The sequence below is a fragment of the Streptomyces sp. NPDC004561 genome (assembly GCF_053602155.1).
The window spans coordinates 1-4,888 of sequence record NZ_JBSGDB010000597.1; the positions used below are offsets into that span (position 1 = coordinate 1).

At 75.9% G+C, this 4,888-nt stretch carries 1 protein-coding gene; it reads right to left on the bottom strand.

The features are described 5' to 3' along the window. The coding region (locus ACWEN3_RS41555; RefSeq protein WP_452982441.1) for a type I polyketide synthase at positions 1 to 4,888 on the bottom strand (4,888 nt) is incomplete at both ends.

Here is a 4,888-nt window from a genome sequence, read left to right on the forward strand (position 1 = left end):
GACGTCGCACCCGGCGACGGTGACACGGACACCCGTCGCCTCCAGCTCCGCGACGAGCTCGGCCGCGCCGGGCGCGTCGAGGCCACGGCGGCTGGTGAGCACGAGGTGTTCGGCACCGGCGCCGGCGAGCCAGCGGGCCACGTGCCCGCCCAACGCGCCCGTACCACCGGTGATCAGCACCGTGCCGCGCGGCGACCACCCCTGCCCCGCCCGCGTGTTCCGGCGGGCGGCCGCGCGGGTGAGCCTGCGGCCGAACACGCCGCGGGCGCGGATCGCGACCTGGTCCTCGGCCGACTGACCGAGGACGGCGGCGAGGCGGCCGGCGACCCGGTCGTCGACCGTGTCCGGCAGGTCGACCAGACCGCCCCAGCGCGGGGCGTGCTCCAGCGCGGCGACCCGGCCGAGGCCCCACACGGCGTTCTGGGCGGCGCTCGGCACCGCGTCCGCACGGCCGGTGGACACGGCGGACCTGGTCAGCACCCACAGCGGGGCGTCGATGCCCGCGTCGCCGAGGGCCTGGACGAGCGCGAGGGACAGCGCGGTGCCGACGGAGAGGGCCGGGCGTCCGGCGTGGGGCCGCTCGTCGGTGCCGAGCAGGGAGATCACGCCGTCGACCGGGGTCTCCCGGACGGCGTCGCCGAGCTGCCGCAGCAGCGCGCCGCGGTCGGCGGCCGAATCGACCGCCACCCGAACCAGCCGGGCCCCGCGGGCGGCGAGCCCGTCGGCGACGGCGGCGCTCCACTCTCCGGCCGAGGTGTCCTCGGTGGCCAGGAACAGCCAGTCGCCCGGCAGTTCGCGGGCCCTGAGGCCGCTGAGCGGCTTCCAGCCCGTGCGGTAGGACCAGCCTTCCACGGCGGACTCCCGGCGCTGCTGCCGGCGCCACGCGGACAGCCGGGGCAGCACCGCGTCCAGCTGCTCGGCGGGCAGATCGAGGATGGCGGCGAGGGACTGGGCGTCCTCGCGCTCCACCGTCTCCCAGAACCCGGCCTCCACGGCGTCGGTCCTCGCGGCGGCGGCCGCGGGCGCGCCGGCCTCCAGCCAGTACCTCTGGTGCTGGAAGGCGTAGGTGGGCAGGTGGGCGCGCCGGGCGCCGCGGCCGGCGAAGAACGCCTGCCATTCGACGGGGACGCCGTGCACATGGAGCTGCGCGACTGCGCCGGTGATCGCCTCGGGCTCGGGGCTGCCGGACCGTGCGGAGGGAACGGTGACCGCGCCGTCCAGGCAGCCCTGGGCCATGGCGCTCAGCACCGCTCCGGGGCCGGTCTCCACGAACGTGGTCACGCCCAGCTCGCCCAGCGTCCGGATACCGTCGGCGAAGCGCACGGCCTCGCGGACGTGCCGGACCCAGTAGTCCGCCGTGTAGGCGTCGATGAGCTCACCGGTGAGATTCGAGACGACCGGTATCCGGGGCGTCTCGAAGCGCAGACCGCCGACGACGCGCGCGAAGTCCTCCAGCACGGGGTCCATCAGCGGCGAGTGGAACGCGTGGCTCACGGTGAGCCGGGAGGTCTTGCGGCCCTCCCTGGCGAAGAGGTCCGCGACGGCCGCTACGGCGTCCTCGGCTCCGGAGACCACGACGGACCGCGGGCCGTTGATCGCCGCGATGTCGGCGTCGTCGGTGAGGTGGGGCCGCACCTCGTCCTCGGTGGCCTCGACGGCGATCATCGCCCCGCCCCGCATGGCCTGCATCAGCGCGGCACGCGCCGTCACCAGTGTGGCCGCGTCCGCCGGCGACAGGGCCCCGGCCACGTGCGCGGCCGCGATCTCCCCCACGGAGTGTCCGGCCAGGTAGTCCGGCCGCACGCCCCAGGACTCCAGCAGCCGGTGGACGGCGACCTCGTGCGCGAACAGCGCGGGCTGGGTGAAGGCGGTGCGGTTCAGCTCCTCGCCGTCCTCGTGACCGTTCTCGCCGAACGCCACGTCCCGCAGCGGCCGTTCGAGGTGCCGGTCGAGGTGGGCGCACACCTCGTCGTACGCCTCCGCGAAGGCCGGGAACGCCTCGTACAACTCACGCCCCATGCCGATGCGCTGCGAGCCCTGCCCGGAGAACAGGAACCCGACCTGGCCGGCGTCGGCGCGGCCGAGGACGACGCCGGGAGCGGGCGACCCCGAGGCCAGGGCCCGCAGGCCCTCCGCGATCCGGCCGCGGTCGGCACCGACCACGGCGGCGCGGTGCTCCAGCGCGGCCCGGGTGGTGGCCAGCGAGAAGCCGACGTCGGTGAGGGACGGTTCGGTGCCGTCGGCGCTGAGGGACAGGTCGGCGGTGAGGGACGGTTCGGTGCCCTCGGCGGTGAGGGACAGCAGGCGCTCGGCCTGGGCGCGCAGCGCGGCCTCGGACTTGCCGGACAGCACCCACGGCACGGTCGCCGAGGTGACCTCGACCGGTGCGACGGCGGCCGGTTCGGCCGCCGGGGCCTGCTCGATGATCGTGTGGGCGTTGGTGCCGCTGACGCCGAAGGACGACACGGCGGCCCGGCGCGGGCGGTCCGTCTCCGGCCAGTCGACGGCCTGCGTCAACAGCCGTACCGCGCCCGCGGTCCAGTCCACGTGTGGCGTCGGCTCGTCCGCGTGCAGCGTCCGGGGGAGGACGCCGTGGCGCATCGCCATGACCATCTTGATCACACCGGCCACGCCGGACGCCGCCTGGGCGTGGCCGATGTTGGACTTCAGGGAGCCCAGCCACAGCGGCCGGTCCGCCGGCCGCTCCCGGCCGTACGTGGCGATCAGCGCCTGCGCCTCGATCGGGTCGCCCAGCGTCGTGCCCGTGCCGTGCGCCTCCACCGCGTCGACATCGGCTTCGGTGAGCCCGGCGGAGGCCAGTGCCTGGCGGATGACCCGCTGCTGCGCCGGACCGTTCGGCGCGGTCAGGCCGTTGGACGCGCCGTCCTGGTTGACCGCGCTGCCCCGCACGACCGCGAGGACCTCGTGGCCGTTGCGCACGGCGTCGCTGAGGCGCTCCACGAGCACCACGCCCACGCCCTCCGCCCAGCCGGTGCCGTCGGCGCCGGCGCCGAACGCCTTGCAGCGGCCGTCGGGCGACAGGCCACGCTGCCGGCTGAACTCCACGAACGCGGCCGGTACGGCCATGACGTTCACACCGCCCGCGACGGCCATCGTGCTCTCGCCGCCCCGCAGCGACTGGATGGCCAGGTGCAGGGCGACCAGCGACGACGAGCACGCCGTATCCACGGTGACGGCGGGGCCCTCCAGGCCGAACGAGTAGGCCACGCGCCCGGAGACGACGCTCGCGGCGCTGCCGGTGAGCAGGTGGCCCTCGACGCCCTCGGGGACCTCCGGGAGGCCCGCGCCGTAGCCCTGGTAGGACATGCCGACGAACACGCCGGTGCGGCTGCCCTTCAGGGAGGCCGGATCGATGCCGGCCCGTTCGAACGCCTCCCACGAGGCCTCCAGCAGCAGACGCTGCTGGGGGTCCATCGCGAGTGCCTCGCGCGGCGAGATCCCGAACAGCGCGGCGTCGAAGTCGCCCGCGTCGTGGAGGAATCCGCCGTCGCGCGTGTACGTCCTGCCCGGGGTGCCCGGGTCGGGGTCGTAGAGGTTCTCGACGTCCCAGCCGCGGTCCTCGGGGAAGCCGGAGATCGCGTCGCCGCCGGACGTCACGAGCTGCCACAGGGCCTCGGGCGAGTCGACGCCGCCGGGGAGGCGGCAGCTCATCGCCACGATCGCGATGGGCTCGTCGCCGGCGGCGGCCGTGTGCCGCTCCTGCTCCGCGGCGCCCTGCGAACCGAGCAGTTCGGCGCGCAGGAACCGGGCCAGGGCCGTGGCGTTCGGGTAGTCGAAGACCAGCGTGGTGGGCAGCTTCAGGCCGGTGTCGGCCGTGAGCTTGTTGCGCAGTTCTACGGCGGTGAGCGAGTCGAAGCCGAGGTCGTTGAACGCCCGGCCGGGCTCCACCGCCGCGACGCCGTCGTGGCCGAGCACGGCGGCCGCGTGCGTGCGGACGAGGTCCACCAGCGTGCGGTCCCGCTCCCCCGCCGGCAGCGCGGTCAGCTTCGCGGCGAGCGCGTTGCCGGCTTCGGCGCCGCCGGAGGCCGGGGCCTCCAGGGCGCGGCGCGCCTCGGGTACGTCGGAGAGCAGGGCGCTGGGGCGGGTGACGGTGAACGGGCCGATGAACCGCTCCCAGTCGAAGTCCGCGACGGTGAGGGTGGTCTCGCCGTCGGCCAGCGCCTGCTGGAGCGCGGAGATCGCGAGGGCGGGCCGCATGGGGGGCAGGCCGCGGCGGCGCAGCATCTCCTCTCCGTCGCCGACGCCGGCCATGCCGCCCTCGGCCCAGCCGCCCCAGGAGACGGCGAGCGCGGTACGGCCGTGGGCCCGCCGGTACTCGGCGAGGGCGTCCAGGTAGGCGTTGGCCGCCGAGTAGGCGCCCTGACTGGCGCCGCCCCAGACACCGGCGCCCGAGGAGAACATGACGAACGCGTCGAGCTCCTGACCGGCCAGCAGTTCGTCCAGGTGCATGGCGCCCGCGGCCTTCGCCGCCACGGTGCGGGCGAACCCGGCCGGGTCGGAGTCGTCGATCATGGCGTGGCCGCCGACGCCCGCGGCGTGGACGACGGCGTTGACGGGGTGCTCGGCGAGCAGCGCGGCCACCGCCTCGCGGTCGGCCACGTCACAGGCGGCCACGGTCACGCGCACGCCCGCCTCCTCCAACTCGGCCTTGAGACCGGCGGCGCCGGGGGCGTCGAGACCACGGCGGCTGGTGAGCACCAGGTGCTCCGCACCCGCACCGGCGAGCCAGCGGGCCACACGCCCACCCAGCGCACCCGTACCGCCAGTGATCAGCACCGTGCCGCGCGGCGACCATCCCCGGGCGGGGGCGGCGGCGCGGGCGGCCCGGACCAGCCGACGCCCGAAGACGCCCGAGGCACGGACCGCC